The following is a 13,170-nucleotide window of genomic DNA, read 5'->3' on the forward strand; positions in this document are numbered from 1 at the left end:
GATAGTGTTAGAAGCGCAGCCTTACCGGTTGCGCTTTTTTCGTGTACGATTGTTTAGTTTTACACCCATGAGATGGATTTTATTAGGATGCGCGCTGGGCGTTTGCAGCGCGCCCGTGAACGCACAGCAAACCGAAGCCGTGGTAACGTACGGTTTCCGGAACAACGGAAAAGAAACGCGCAGTGAACAGCAACTCTTTATCAAAGGCCCCCAGGTGCGGCTGGCGCCGCAGGGCAAACAAACCGAGCAGCAATTCCTCCACACCGGCCAGCAGGCCAGTTTCCAGGTGCTGGGCGGCTATACACTGAAAAAACCCTTCGCGGAATATGTGAAACCGGAACTGCTGCCGGGTACAGACACCATCCTGGGCATCCCCTGTAAAAAAGCAAAGGTCTTCATCCGCTCCAACACCATCGAGGTTTGGTACACGAACGACCTGAAAATCAAAGGCACGCCCAACATCACCATCGCGCCGGGCCTGGGCCTCGTGCTGAAAACCATCCGCAACGGCAACGCGGAAACCTTCGCCAAAAACATCACCTACCGCCCGGTCACCAAAGAAGAGCTGTCGTGGCCGGCTTCGTGGGGCACGCTGGTAGACGAGCCCACGTACCAGCGCCAGGTGATCGAAAGCCGCTACACCACCCTCGGTATATTCGACCGCGAGCAGATCGCCTTCGGCAACAATCCCGCCAACCCGGCGCCGAACCAGCTGAACACCGTTTACCGCTTTTCCGGCGGCACCGTTATCCTCAAAAAAGTAAGCCTGCCCGCCGCCAAACCGGGCCAGCGGCTGTTTGCGGAACTGGTGCAGTACTCCAACGGCGATGCGTACGACCGTACGGGATCCGTATTCATGATCCCCACCGACAAAGCGGTTTCTTTCCTCGACGGCCTTGAAAAAGGCGTACAGGCGCTGCCGTTATACAACGCGCGCAACGGCAAAAAATACCAGGGCGTAACGGCTACTGACCAGTACCTGCCGCCGCTGGAACTGATGCGCTTTTTCACGCCCTTCGGCGTGCGCCACTTCAACGCGCAGGCTAAAATCAAAGGGTACGACTGGGCGGACTCCGCCGTGTTCAAACAGGACATCACCGCGCTGCTGCCGCGCCTGCAGGGCGAGGTGTGGATCGGCATCTTCATCGGCAACTACGATAAAGGCGGGCACAAAGCCAGCCTCCAGTTCAAATATTATCCCGGTTACGACGGCGAAAACAGCGCCGCCTCCAAAACCTGGATCATGCCCGTGTTCAACAGCACCAACCTCATGGAAATGGCGGGACAGGAATACGGCACCATGTTCGACACCGATTCCCTCACCGTAACGGTCAACATTCCCGAAGGCGTAAAGAACCTGAAGCTGCGTTATATCACCACCGGCCATGGCGGCTGGGGCGGCGGCGACGAGTTTGTGCCGAAACAGAACGAGATTTTTGCGGACGGCAAAAGAGTGTACCACTTTACCCCCTGGCGCGAAGACTGCGGCACATACCGCCTGCTCAACCCGGCATCCGGCAATTTCGGCAACGGCCTTTCGTCGTCCGACCTGAGCCGATCCAACTGGTGCCCGGGCACGCTCACCCTGCCGGTAGAGATCCCGCTGCACGACCTGAAACCCGGCACGCATACGCTGCAGGTGGCCATCCCGCTGGGTAAACCCGAGGGCGGCAGCTTCAGCGCCTGGAACGTGTCCGGTGTGCTTATCGGCGACAAAGAATAATCTTCATAAGGGTTGATGAGTTTTTCATCAACCCCAATTTTTTATATGCAACAACTTTTACAGGGCATTATAGACGGGCTGCAGCAAATGACGTGGATCGACGTGACGGCCGTATTGTTCGGCGTGGTGAGCGTGCTGTGTTCGCGGCAGAACAGCGTGTGGGTATACCCCACCGGCATCATCAGCACGGTACTGATCGTATACGCCTACGTGCAGCCCGGCGTGGGCCTGTACGGCGAAGCGGCCCTGAACGTGTATTATTTCATCATGAGCGTGTACGGCTGGTACCACTGGACGCACCGCGACCGCAGGCACCGAGAGGTGGCAATATCGCGCACCGACGGCCGGGAGATGGGCATCGCCCTGGCCATCGCATTGCTCGGCTGGGGAGTGATTTACCTCGTGCTGGAACACTTTTCCGATTCCACCGTGCCCGTGCTCGACGCCTTCGTATCGTCTACCGCCTGGAGCGGCATGTGGCTGCTGGCGCGGCGCAAGATCGAAAACTGGATCTTCCTGAACGTCTCCAACTTTGTAGCGGTGCCGCTGCTGTTTTACAAAGCCCAGCCGCTGTACGCCTTTTTAACCATCTTCCTGTTTATTGTGGCGGTAAACGGGTATTTTCACTGGCTGAAGCTCTACCGCCTGCAACTAAACGAAAATAAATCTTGAAAAAAATAGTGGTCATAGGTCCGGAGTCGACCGGGAAAAGTACGCTGAGCGCCCAGCTGGCCGCGCATTTCAACACCGTGTGGGTGAAAGAGTTCGCGCGTGGTTACCTCGAAACGCTGAACCGGCCGTATGAAGAAAACGATCTCCTGACCATCGCGGAAGGACAGCTGCGGGCCGAAGACGAAGCGGCCGCGCAGGCGGGCGGGCTGCTGATCTGCGATACCGACCTCTACGTGATCAAAGTGTGGAGCGAAGCGAAGTACGGCGACTGCGACCCGCGCATCCTCGACCTCATCGCCGGCCGCCGGTACAACGGCTACCTGCTGACCTATATCGACATTCCCTGGGAAGACGACCCCCAGCGGGAACACCCGCGGCCAGAAGAGCGCGAATATTTCTACAACATTTACCGCGACATCGTGATCAACTCCGGCCTGCCCTGGGCAGACGTCCGCGGCAGCTATGAAGAAAGACTGAAAACCGCGGTTGCGGCCGTGGAGGGGTGGCAATGATCGGAAGGTTTTTTACTAATTAAATAGAGATTTCTGGCAGCGTTCTTGACCCGACGGGATAATTTTTGAAGAAATCAGCATATTAGGATACGAATGAATCATAACCGCACAATAGGTTAAAGATAATTATTACAAAATTTATTTGAGTGACTGTGAAAAGTGCACACGTCCTGAGAAGTAGCATACTGTTTTCGATCTTGTTGTATTCTTCTTGTGATTTTTCCCCGGTCAGTAGTAAACCGATAGGTCAGATATTCACTAAAGGTGACATGGTTGTAATTGAAAGGCATGACGAATTTGATCTCGACAAAGGAATACTACAGATTTTTAAAAAAGGGAGACTAGTCGATACTATTCGTCTATTGCCAGACGCATCCGAGATTACCGGTATTTCAGGAGATACGGTTTACGTGTCTTACTATACGTTCTATAAAGGAAGCGATGTGAACGAGATGCAAGGGTTGGTTTTACGGAATAACGGAATGAAATTAAAATGGAAGTACCACTATGTTAATTCAACAGGTTTGACCGGTGGAATTGTAGCCCAGAAGATTGATTTCCTGGATTCCTTGGCAATAGTCAAAAGCAGTGGTCAAATTGATACCTTTGTGATCAATCATGTACTTTGCGATGGGACCCGGTTTCTCATTTCAGAATTTGGACATCCCGAAAGACGTTTTTTTGAAATTGAATTGCCAATTTCGTGTAGGGAAAGCTTAATTCTGTCGTACGAAAAGTATGCAAACGAACAAATAGGAAGGCCACGATGAAATTTATTGGAGTAATAAATTATATGACGAATTGGGACGCCTGAAATTAATCAGAGATAATGAAGGAAAAGTGCTTAAAAAGTATTCATATCAATATCAGATCCCTAACAAGACATTAAACAAATACCTTATTTCACCAACTCCATCACATCCTGATCACCTGAAAGATTACGCATCTGCAGCAGAATTTTCCTTTGGCGGATGTAAGTGATACGGGCCGGCGGCACCACCGTGTACGTTACTGGATTGGGAAAACAGGCGACGATCATGGCGGATTCCTCGCGATTGAGGCTGGCGGCCGGTTTATGATAATACGCCTGGGCGGCGGCTTCGATGCCGAAAATGCCTTCGCCCGTTTCCGCCACGTTGAGGTACATTTCGAGGATGCGTTTTTTACCCCATATCTTTTCGATCATAAAAGTAAAATAGACTTCGAGGCCCTTGCGGATGTAACTGCGGCCCTGCCAGAGAAACACGTTTTTGGCCACCTGCTGGCTGATGGTGCTGGCCCCCCGGATCTTTTTGCTCGTTTTATTATGTTTCATGGCCTTCTCGATGGATTTGAAATCAAACCCGTCGTGATCGGGGAACAACTGGTCTTCGCTCGCAATGGCGGCCAGTTTCACGTGCTGCGACATTTCATCGAGCCGCACATAATCGCGCTGAAAGGATTTATCGGAGCCCCAAAGACTGAACCAGCTGCTGATCATGGTGGCCGTGATGGGAGGGTTTACCCAGCGGAGTAAAACGATGTACAACAGTTGTGCTACGAACAGTATGAGAAATATTTTTTTTAACAGCCGCCAGGTTCTGGGGACAATTCCTTTTAATTTCATCCAGGTGTTTTTCAATACCGGGCGGAAAGTTAGCAAGATTATTGCGTATTTTTCAAAAGCAACATTGCTGTAGTGCCGATTGTTATACAGATATACAAAACAGGATTATGAGATTAGAACTGCATCCGCAAAACCCCAACCCACGGAATCTGAAAACGATCATCGAGTGCCTGAAAGACGGCGGGGTGGTGATTTACCCCACAGATACCGTGTATGGTATGGGCTGCGATATTTTCAAGCACGAGGCGGTGGAACGCATCTGCCGCATCAAGGGCATTGATCCGAAGAAGTCGCATTTTTCCTTTATCTGCTACGACCTCAGCCACCTGACCGATTATACGAAAAGTGTGGATACGCCGCTGTTCCGCCTGCTGAAAAAAGCGCTGCCGGGGCCATACACCTTTATTCTGCCCGCGAGCAGGCAGGTGCCGAAAATGCTGAAAACAAAACGCGATACGGTGGGTATCCGTGTGCCGGACAATCTCATTTGCCGCACGCTGGTGAAAGAACTGGGCAACCCCGTTATGAGCACATCTTTGCCCATCGACGAATACGTGGAAGAATACACCGATCCGGAAATCATCCACGACAAATTCGGCAAACTGGTGGACATTGTGATCGACGGCGGGCCGGGTGGAATTTTGCCTTCCACCGTGGTGGACTGCACCGGGCCGGAGCCGGAACTGATCAGGGAAGGCGCGGGCAACTGGGAAGAACTGGTATAACGCATAAAAAAAGAGCGGCTTCATACAGAGGCCGCTCTTTTGGTATAGCATGACCGGTATTATAGTCCCATCTTTTTCGCCAGCTCTTTCGGGATGGCGTTTTTGTTCACCATGAAGCAGGTGGTTTTATAGGCAAAATACGGGAGGGAAGCGTAGAAATAGCCACCACACTCGTTTTTGGTGCCCCATGAGTTTTTCACGATGAAAAATTTATTGCCCTGCTGATCTTTCGCCAGGCCGGTGATGTGCATGCCATGATCGTCCTGCGTTTCGAAATTATCGAATGCCAGCTGGCGGTTTTCCTGGGTGATCGCTTTTTCTTTCGCGGGCCCGGTGAAGAGCGCCAGGCGTTCTTTTTCGTTGTAATCCATCCAGTCTTTTTCCGGAACGATGGCCAGCCCGTCTTTGAACGAAAATCCTTTTTCGCTGACATCGGCCGCCCATGCCAGGGTGTAGCCGTTCAGTACTGCCTGCTCGGCGATGGTGTTGAATTCATTCAAAGGAACATTGTATACTTTTTCCCAGTTCCAGTTATCCGGCACTTCCAGCACAAACTGGCTGTAGAAGGGGTGATGGTTGAAAGAGGAAATGATCACGTAATCGTCTGCATTCAGCCCCAGGTCTTTCGCGAAAGACTGCGGAGTGTAGGATTTGCCGTTGTAGGTGAACTTTTCGGGAGTGGCGCCCAGGTAAGCGTCGAGCACGCCGTCTACCGCTTTCTGCCAGGAAGGATTCACGGCTTTGGCATCGCCGAGGGTTTTCACCATGCCTTCGAGCAGGCTCAGCATTTCGCTGTGGTTATAGGTTTTGTCGCGGTTGCCGTCGTACGCATCCTGCGGCACCAGGCCGAAGTTGCGGAGGCACAGCAGGTCGTCCGGGAAGCCGCCGCCCTCGCCGAAGTTGCTTTTGCCGTGCATGCGCACGTAATTAGCGGCTTTCAGCGGGTACATTTTCCGCACCACGAACATTTCGCTCAGGTTGAGATCTTTGCTCTTGCCTTTGCGCAGCAATTCCGATTCAAAGAAAGAAAGGCCCGAAAAAGACCAGCAGGTGCCGGTTTGGCCCTGGTTCTGCACGCCGAAGGCGTCGTTACTTTTGAGTACGGTAAACTGGTACTGGCTGCCCCCCTTGTTCGTCAGAGGCACCTGTGCGGCGGCGGCCATGCTCAGGCATACGGCCACGCCCATCAACAACGCTTTTCTCATTTTATAGACAGATTTTGTTGTAATAATGGGCAAATGTAATGGATACCGGGCTTACGGCGCACCAGATGTTTGATGAGCGGCAGCGCCGGGAAAATGATGCAGGAAAAATAAAAAACGGCGAAGCTGTCACAAAAAAGGCGCTGCGCCGTCCTTGTAGAAAATCATATGAAGAACAGACCGGTTTCCCGTACCCGCACATGGCATTATTATTCCGGCATCACACTGTCGGTATTCATCGGCATCCACCTGGCGAACCAGGCAACTGCGCTGGCGGGCGCGGCGCAGCATGTGGAACTGATGCGCCTGCTCCGGAAAGTGTACCGGCACCCGGTGGTGGAAACCATCCTGCTGCTGGCCGTGCTGTCTCAAATCGTGACGGGCCTTGGGCTGGCGTTCGGGAAAAAGAAGCGGACGGCGGTGGAGCGGCTGCAGACGGCCTCCGGCCTCTACCTGGCGTTTTTCCTCGTGGTGCATGTAGGGGCGGTGATGTATGGAAGAAGCGCGGGGATCGACACCGATTTTTATTTCGCCGCCGCCGGCCTGGCAGACACGGTGATGTCGTTTTTCTTTATCCCGTATTATTTTCTGGCTGTTTCGGCGGTGGCGCTGCATATCGCCGCGGTGCATTACCTGAAAACGGGGTGGTTGAAAGGCTCGTACGCCATCGGCGCTACGGGCGTGCTCTTCGCTTCGCTGCTCGTGTTTACGCTGCGCGCCGCTTTCCTGAATGAGCAGGAAGCCCGCCGTCAACCTGCGAGATCCGGGATGCCGGCCAGTTTGTCCGGGTTGCGCACAAAAAACATCGCGTCGATCAAATCGTCCGCTATACCGAACAGGATCACTGTTTCCGCTTTCCCCGTGGCATGATCGTATAAGGCGATGCCGATTTCGCCGTTGAGCATCATCAGCCTCGGAGCCAGGCCTGTTCCGGCTTTGCGGTATATGCCCTCGAGGAAACCGGTGCAGGCTTCGCGGCCGGTAATGGGATGGCGCGCTGCGGATACCTTGCCGCCACCGTCGGAATAAATGGTGATATCGTTGCGGAAGAGGTTGATGAGGGGCTGCACTTCTCCCTGCGTGCAGGCCTGCAGGTACGCGCCGTACAGCGCTTTCCGGGCTTCGTCAGACGGTTCGAACCGTTTTTTGTCCGAGCGGATCCTGTCTTTGGCGCGGTGCAGCAGCTGGCGGCAATATTCTTCTTTCAGGGAAAGCATCCCGGCAATTTCAGGATACCCGTAATCCAGCGTTTCTTTCAGGATAAAAACGGCGCGTTCGCCGGGCCCGAGTTTTTGCAGCAGCACCAGCAGCGCGAAGGAAACGTCGCGCGCCTGCAGCTGCGGGTACCGTTCCTGGAAGAGGGGCTCCGGCAGGTTCACCCCGGGGTACTGCATTTGCTGCCGCTTTTCCAGCAGGGAAATGCTGCGGTTCATCACGGACTTCACGAGGTAATTTTCGGGAACGGCGATGCTGCCGGCGTTTTGACGGGCAAAGGCCTCAAACACGTCGTGCAGGATATCTTCGGCGTCCTGCACGCTTTGTGTCATTTTGTAGGCGATGGAAAACAGCACCGGTCTGAATTGTTCGAAAGGTTCCATGCAGTGCGGCGGGTCGGGTTAAAGCTTACGGCATATCGGACGCCTGGTGGGCGGCGCGGGCGGACTCATATTGTTCACGGGTAATTTCCCAGCGCCAGAGCTCTCCCGCATCGGTGCCGTTTACCGCGCCGGCGAAATGCATGCCGCATTTCTGCAGCACCTTCACGGCGGCGTTATATTCTTCGAGTGTATGGGCAATCACTTTTTGAACGTAGGAGTGGTTGAATGCAAAACGGATCAGCACTTCCGCCATCTCCGTGGCGTAGCCCTGCTCCCGGTAGTCGACAGACACTTCGTAGCCGATCTCCACCACACCATCGGGCGTGGGGCGGCCTTTGAAGCCGCCGGTGCCGATGAGGCGGTTGTCCGCCTTATGGATGGCCAGGTAAAAGAACCATCCCAGTAAAGCCGGATCATTGCGCAGCTTATCGTAAGCTACCAACACCATTTCAGGAAATTCTGTCCAGTTTTCCGGTACATCTACTCCTAAAATCTGAGCTAATGCTTCATTCCCGTGCAACAACGCTTCAAAATATTTCAACGTGCAGGGCAACAACTGTAACCTTGAGGTTTGGATCATATGTGAAAACTAGTAAAGGATTTCCGGAAATGCAAGGGGCATGCCAGGAAAGAATTGACAGATTTCGGATGACAAATGTACAGGCGGGAAGCGCGGGTTAATGCGCCTCCAGCCAGTTTTTACCGGTGCCCAGCTCGGCTTCCACGGGAACGCCCAGGGGCATGGCATTGCGCATCCCTTCCAGGATAAGCGGTTTGATAATTTCCACCTCGTCGAGGTGCGCATCGAATACCAACTCGTCATGTACCTGCAGCAGCATGCGGGAGCGGAAATTGTGCTCGCGGAATGTTTTGTGCAGCGAAATCATAGCCAGTTTGATGAGGTCGGCGGCCGTACCCTGGATGGGCATGTTGATGGCGTTGCGCTCGGCAAAACCACGCACCACGGCGTTGGAGGAGTTAATGTCTTTCAGCCAGCGTTTGCGGCCCATCATGGTCTGCACATACCCGTTTTTCTGGGCGGATTTTACCTGGTTTTCCATGTAGGCCTTGATGCCGGGGTATTGCGCAAAATAGTTGTCGATCAGGCTTTTGGCCTCGCTGCGCGGAATGCCGAGGTTTTCGCTCAGGCCGAACGCGCTCTGGCCGTAGATGATGCCGAAATTCACGCTTTTCGCATTGCGGCGCATATCGGACGTGACATCGGAAAGGTCAACCCCGTAGACTTTTGCCGCAGTGGCAGTGTGAATGTCGAGCCCGCTGGTAAAGGCCGCTGTCATATTTTCATCCTGGCTGATCGCTGCGATGATGCGCAACTCGATCTGGGAATAGTCGGCCGACAGCAGGGTGTATTCTTCATTACGCGGCACGAACGCCTTCCGCACCTCTCGGCCGCGCTCCGTACGGATGGGGATGTTCTGCAGGTTCGGGTTATTGGAACTAAGGCGGCCGGTAACGGCCACGGCCTGGTTGTAGGAAGTATGCACGCGGTTGGTGCGCGGGTTGATCATTAACGGCAACGCATCTACGTAAGTAGATTTCAGCTTGCTCAGTTCGCGGAATACGAGGATGTTTTCCACGATGGGGTGTTTGGCCGAGAGTTTGGCCAGCACGTCCTCCCCCGTGGCGTATTGTCCTGTGCGGGTTTTTTTCGCCTTCGGATCCAGCTGCAGTTTTTCGAACAGCACTTCACCGAGCTGTTTCGGGGAGGCGAGGTTGAACCGCACGCCGGCCTGCTGGTACACGCTTTCCTCGGCTATTTTGATTTCGGACTCGAGGGAGCGGGAATAATCCGCCAGTGCCTGCGTATCGATGGCGATGCCTTCGTACTCCATGTCGGTGAGCACTTTCACGAGCGGGTTTTCGATGCGGTAGAGCACGTCTTCCACTTTCCGCTCCGTCACCAGCGGCACGAATTTGCTTTTCAGCTGCAGGGTGATGTCTGCGTCTTCCGCCGCGTATTCCTTGATTTTCTCCAGTTCCACATCGCGCATGCTGCCCTGGCCTTTGCCCTTTTTGCCGATCAGCGTTTCGATGGAAACGGGGGCGTACTGGAGGTACTGGGCACTGAGCAGATCCATGCTGCGCCGGCCTTCCGGCTCAATGAGGTAGTGGGCCAGCATGGTATCGAAAATGGTGCCTTTTACTTCGATGCCGTACCATTTGAGCACGATCAGGTCGTATTTGGCGTTCTGCCCGATGAACAACGCATCTTCCCGCTCGAACACCGGGCGGAAGCGCTCCAGTATCTCGATGGCGCCTTCACGGTTCGCCGGCATGGGAATATACCAGCCTTCACCGGGCTGGATGGAAAAACTCATGCCCACGATATCGGCGGCATTGGCGTCCGTGCCCGTGGTTTCCGTATCGAAGCTGATTTCGGGGACGGTCATCAGGGTGGCCACCACGGCGGCATGTTCTTCCGGCGTACTGGCAAGGTAATAAGTATGTGGCGTGTTCTCGATGTTCCTGTCGGCTACGAGCCCGGCAGGCTCCAGCGCTTCCGCCTGCTGGGCGAGGTTTTCGGCTGTGGAGGTTTCCACGGCATTGCCGAAGAGGTCCTGCTGCACGGGTTTGCCGGAAGCGGCCGCCTCTCCGCCGATGGCGCTGAAAGTATCGCCCAGTATGCGTTTGCCGAGGGTTTTGAATTCCAGTTCGGAGAAAATTTCGGTGAGCTGCTCCTTGTTGACTTCGGTGCAGCAGAAATCCTCTTCATGGAAACTCACCGGTACATTGGTGATGATGGTGGCGAGTTTTTTGGAGAGGATGGCGCTTTCGGCGCCGGCTTTTATTTTTTCGCCCATCTTGCCGCTGATCTTGTCTGCATTGGCGAGCACATTTTCGAGAGAGCCCCATTCCGCGAGCAGCTTCATGGCTGTTTTTTCCCCAACGCCGGGGATGCCGGGGATGTTATCCACAGAGTCGCCCATCAGGCCGAGGATGTCGATCACCTGGTGCACATCCTTGATCTGCCAGCGTTCGCACACTTCCTTCGGGCCGAGGATCTCTTCCTTGTTGCCGAGGGCGGGCGGTTTCCAGATAAACACATTGTCTTTCACCAGCTGGCCGTAATCCTTGTCGGGCGTTACCATGTATACGGTATAACCTTGTGCGGCGGCCTGCCAGGCCACGGTGCCGATAATATCGTCGGCCTCATACCCGTCGAGCTCCAGCACGGGGATGTTAAACCCGTTGATGATGCGCTTGATGTCGGGCAGGGCGGCGATGAGATCTTCCGGCGCTTCTTCGCGGTTGGCTTTATAATCTTCAAAATCCGTGTGCCGTTCGGTAGGGGCATGTGTATCGAAGGCCACTGCGATGTGGGTGGGTTTTTCTTTGTTCAGCAGGTCCAGCAGGGTAGTGGTGAATCCAAACTGGGCGTTGGTGTTGCGCCCTTTGCTGGTGAGCCGTGGGTTCCTGATCAATGCATAATAGGCGCGGTAAATGAGCGCCATGGCGTCTAATAAAAAGAGTTTCTTGCTCATGGCGGTAAAAGTAAACAAAATGGCCAGATGGAACATTCCTGTTTCATAATTTTACAGGATGAAGAAAACCTATCACTTAGCCAACTGCGATACCTGCAGGAGGATTCTGGACGAAACGGGCGTTGCCGCCAAAGGTTTTGAGCTGCAGGATATCAAAACGGAAAAGATCACGCCGGCGCAGCTGGATGAAATGAAAAAACTGGCGGGTAGCTACGAGGCGCTGTTCAGCCGCCGCTCCATGAAATTCCGCCCCATGGGCCTCCATGAAAAGGAGCTGACGGAAGCGGACTACCGCAAACTTATCCTGGAAGAATACACGTTCCTGAAACGGCCGGTCACCATTGCGGGCAAGAAAATATTCGTCGGCAACGACAAAAAAACGGTGACCGCCCTGAAGGAGTTTTTGTTAACCAATTCCAAATAAAAGAATATCCTAAAGTGTTTCGGCGAAGTCGCGCACCACTTTTTTGTAGGCCGTCATGTCATGGCCGTGTTGAAAAGCGGTGAACGGGAAGGTCTTCACCGCCTCCAGCGCTTTTCTCAGTTTGAACTGGTGCTGGGGGAGGCTGTAGAAGTACCCTTTCTGCATGAGGTATTTGCCGAGATATTCCTGTTCCGACTGGCCGGGGGTGGGCACGAGGATGGCTTTTTTGTTCAGTTTGGCGAGGTCCATCAGGGTGGTGTACCCGGAGCGGCACAGCACCATATCCGCAGCCAGCATGGCTTCGTTGAGGTCGCGGGCATTGAGGTGGCTCACCTGTGAAATGCCCGGGGCCACTTCGCGGCGGGCCGCCTGGTCCGGCCGGCCGCTGACGATCAGGGCTTTGATACCCGGCATCTCCCGGAGCTCGGCCAGAATGAGCTCTTCGAGGTTGGTGCGCTGGGGCTCGGGCCCGGAAATGAGGGCCAGCAGGTCGTATTTTTTCTCTACCCCGGGCATGGGCTCGAAGCGGGAAAGGCAGCCGAGGTATTCGGTGTGCGCCGGCAGTTCCTTCGGATGGGCCAGTATGCCGCTCAGGTTGGGCTCACCGGCGAAATCGGGCACCCAGCAGGCCGTATAGCGGTTGATGAAACGGTAGTTTATTTTTTGCAACAGCCTTTCCGTAACGCCGCCGAAGGGCGTTTTGATCAGCAGCTGGTGGGAAATGAAAATACAGGGAATATCGGGGTGGTACAGCCCGAAGCGGTTGTCCGAGATCACGGCATCGATGCCCAGTTCGGCCACCGTTTTGCGGAGCCAGGCCTGCTCGAACCGCACGGCGCGCCATATTTTGGGGATCTGGCGGACGATCTTGAGGCCGAAAAACAGCCCTTTTTGTGAATAACGGATGTGATAACCGGGGAGGGGGAGGATGGTGAGCTGGGGGAACTCGGCACCCAGCAGGGCGGCGTGTTTGCCTTCGGCCGCAATAACTATTTCACAGCCAGCGTTTAATAGTTCGTGTATCAGCGGAATGTCGCGCGTGGCGTGGCCCAATCCCCAATCCAGGGGTACAATGAGCACTTTTTTTGGCACCTGGTCGTTTGTGGACAAATAATTAAATTTTTTTTGCGAAAATAGTTTAATTTAGAAATGACCATTGTTAAGAAAATGTTGTGTAATTACTATCAGCTGGGGGAGTGAACAGA

General features: G+C 54.2%; 12 protein-coding genes. 6 read left to right on the forward strand and 6 right to left on the reverse strand.

The window, feature by feature from the left end:
• Positions 1-67 precede the first annotated feature (67 nt).
• The 4 genes from EGT74_RS09025 (at position 68) to EGT74_RS09040 (ending at position 3,677) form a co-directional block, all read left to right on the forward strand.
• Complete coding sequence (locus tag EGT74_RS09025) at positions 68-1,723, forward strand: PNGase F N-terminal domain-containing protein (RefSeq protein WP_123846180.1); 1,656 nt, start codon at positions 68-70, stop codon at positions 1,721-1,723.
• Positions 1,724-1,768: 45 nt separating this feature from the next.
• Positions 1,769-2,395: a nicotinamide riboside transporter PnuC gene (gene pnuC / locus EGT74_RS09030; RefSeq protein ID WP_123846181.1), complete on the forward strand. Its 627-nt coding sequence runs from the start codon at positions 1,769-1,771 to the stop codon at positions 2,393-2,395.
• A complete protein-coding gene (locus EGT74_RS09035; protein WP_123846182.1) occupies positions 2,392-2,907 on the forward strand; it encodes an AAA family ATPase in 516 nt (171 codons plus the stop codon). The genes pnuC and EGT74_RS09035 overlap by 4 nt, the downstream gene beginning before the upstream one ends.
• Positions 2,908-3,176: 269 nt before the next feature.
• Positions 3,177-3,677, forward strand: a complete 501-nt coding sequence (locus EGT74_RS09040) for a hypothetical protein (protein WP_123846183.1) — start codon at positions 3,177-3,179, stop codon at positions 3,675-3,677.
• A 128-nt stretch (positions 3,678-3,805) separates the two neighbouring features.
• Here the strand turns inward: EGT74_RS09040 and mtgA are convergent, their stop codons facing one another.
• Positions 3,806-4,513, reverse strand: a complete 708-nt coding sequence (gene mtgA, locus EGT74_RS09045; RefSeq protein WP_123846184.1) for a monofunctional biosynthetic peptidoglycan transglycosylase — start codon at positions 4,511-4,513, stop codon at positions 3,806-3,808.
• A gap of 107 nt (positions 4,514-4,620) precedes the next feature.
• Here mtgA and EGT74_RS09050 point away from each other — a divergent pair, with 107 nt between their 5' ends.
• Positions 4,621-5,238: an L-threonylcarbamoyladenylate synthase gene (locus EGT74_RS09050; RefSeq protein WP_123846185.1), complete on the forward strand. Its 618-nt coding sequence runs from the start codon at positions 4,621-4,623 to the stop codon at positions 5,236-5,238.
• A 59-nt stretch (positions 5,239-5,297) separates the two neighbouring features.
• On the opposite strand, the gene EGT74_RS09055 is transcribed toward EGT74_RS09050, so the two are convergent.
• From EGT74_RS09055 to polA, 4 genes are all read right to left on the reverse strand, one after another.
• On the reverse strand, positions 5,298-6,443 hold the full coding sequence (locus EGT74_RS09055; protein ID WP_123846186.1) for a C1 family peptidase: 1,146 nt from the start codon (positions 6,441-6,443) through the stop codon (positions 5,298-5,300).
• A 746-nt stretch (positions 6,444-7,189) separates the two neighbouring features.
• Positions 7,190-8,038, reverse strand: a complete 849-nt coding sequence (locus tag EGT74_RS09060) for a sigma-70 family RNA polymerase sigma factor (protein WP_123846187.1) — start codon at positions 8,036-8,038, stop codon at positions 7,190-7,192.
• 25 nt (positions 8,039-8,063) lie between these two features.
• Positions 8,064-8,618 carry a GNAT family N-acetyltransferase gene (locus EGT74_RS09065; protein ID WP_123846188.1) on the reverse strand — a complete coding sequence of 185 codons (555 nt, stop codon included), beginning with the start codon at positions 8,616-8,618 and terminating at the stop codon, positions 8,064-8,066.
• Positions 8,619-8,715: 97 nt separating this feature from the next.
• The gene (gene polA, locus EGT74_RS09070) at positions 8,716-11,541 is read right to left on the reverse strand and encodes a DNA polymerase I (protein WP_123846189.1); all 2,826 of its coding nucleotides are present in this window, start codon (positions 11,539-11,541) and stop codon (positions 8,716-8,718) included.
• A 58-nt stretch (positions 11,542-11,599) separates the two neighbouring features.
• Between polA and EGT74_RS09075 the strand changes: the two genes are divergently transcribed.
• A complete protein-coding gene (locus tag EGT74_RS09075) occupies positions 11,600-11,965 on the forward strand; it encodes an arsenate reductase family protein (RefSeq protein WP_123846190.1) in 366 nt (121 codons plus the stop codon).
• A gap of 9 nt (positions 11,966-11,974) precedes the next feature.
• Here EGT74_RS09075 and EGT74_RS09080 read toward each other — a convergent pair whose 3' ends face one another.
• Positions 11,975-13,075, reverse strand: a complete 1,101-nt coding sequence (locus tag EGT74_RS09080) for a glycosyltransferase (protein WP_123846191.1) — start codon at positions 13,073-13,075, stop codon at positions 11,975-11,977.
• Positions 13,076-13,170: the final 95 nt, after the last annotated feature.

Source organism: Chitinophaga lutea, assembly GCF_003813775.1.
Taxonomy (GTDB): Bacteria; Bacteroidota; Bacteroidia; order Chitinophagales; family Chitinophagaceae; genus Chitinophaga; species Chitinophaga lutea.

Excerpts from the sequence above, each read along its gene's own strand:
- EGT74_RS09025 (WP_123846180.1), top strand. The coding sequence starts at position 68 with ATGAGATGGATTTTATTAGGATGCGCGCTGGGCGTTTGCAGCGCGCCC.
- pnuC (WP_123846181.1), top strand. The coding sequence starts at position 1,769 with ATGCAACAACTTTTACAGGGCATTATAGACGGGCTGCAGCAAATGACG.
- EGT74_RS09040 (WP_123846183.1), top strand. The coding sequence starts at position 3,177 with ATGGTTGTAATTGAAAGGCATGACGAATTTGATCTCGACAAAGGAATA.
- mtgA (WP_123846184.1), bottom strand. The coding sequence starts at position 4,513 with ATGAAATTAAAAGGAATTGTCCCCAGAACCTGGCGGCTGTTAAAAAAA.
- EGT74_RS09050 (WP_123846185.1), top strand. The coding sequence starts at position 4,621 with ATGAGATTAGAACTGCATCCGCAAAACCCCAACCCACGGAATCTGAAA.
- EGT74_RS09055 (WP_123846186.1), bottom strand. The coding sequence starts at position 6,443 with ATGAGAAAAGCGTTGTTGATGGGCGTGGCCGTATGCCTGAGCATGGCC.
- EGT74_RS09060 (WP_123846187.1), bottom strand. The coding sequence starts at position 8,038 with ATGGAACCTTTCGAACAATTCAGACCGGTGCTGTTTTCCATCGCCTAC.
- EGT74_RS09065 (WP_123846188.1), bottom strand. The coding sequence starts at position 8,618 with ATGATCCAAACCTCAAGGTTACAGTTGTTGCCCTGCACGTTGAAATAT.
- polA (WP_123846189.1), bottom strand. The coding sequence starts at position 11,541 with ATGAGCAAGAAACTCTTTTTATTAGACGCCATGGCGCTCATTTACCGC.
- EGT74_RS09075 (WP_123846190.1), top strand. The coding sequence starts at position 11,600 with ATGAAGAAAACCTATCACTTAGCCAACTGCGATACCTGCAGGAGGATT.